1 rRNA gene is annotated in these 511 nt (G+C 53.4%); it reads right to left on the bottom strand.

Annotated elements, in window-relative coordinates:
• Positions 1-511 (bottom strand): 23S ribosomal RNA (locus ACU1JV_RS28090); the annotation flags it as partial.

Below are 511 nucleotides of genomic sequence, written 5' to 3'. Positions count from 1 at the left end.
TAGGAGGCGACCGCCCCAGTCAAACTGCCCACCTGACACTGTCCTCGCACCGGATCACGGTACCAAGTTAGAACCTAGATACGATCAGGGTGGTATCCCAAGGATGCCTCCTCTCAAGCTGGCGCTCAAGATTCTACGGCTCCCACCTATCCTGTACAGATCGTACCCAAATTCAATATCAAGCTGCAGTAAAGCTCCATGGGGTCTTTCCGTCTTGTCGCGGGTAACCTGCATCTTCACAGGTATTAAAATTTCACCGGATCTCTCGTTGAGACAGCGCCCAAGTCGTTACGCCATTCGTGCGGGTCAGAATTTACCTGACAAGGAATTTCGCTACCTTAGGACCGTTATAGTTACGGCCGCCGTTTACTGGGGCTTCGGTTCATAGCTTCGCCCGAAGGCTTACCACTCCCCTTAACCTTCCAGCACCGGGCAGGCGTCAGCCCGTATACTTCGCCTTGCGGCTTCGCACAGACCTGTGTTTTTGCTAAACAGTCGCTTGGGCCTTTTC

The sequence above is a fragment of the Paenibacillus sp. T2-29 genome (genome assembly GCF_052921365.1).
Note: the sequence above shows the minus strand (reverse complement) of the source record. Positions and strands in the feature narration are given on the sequence as shown.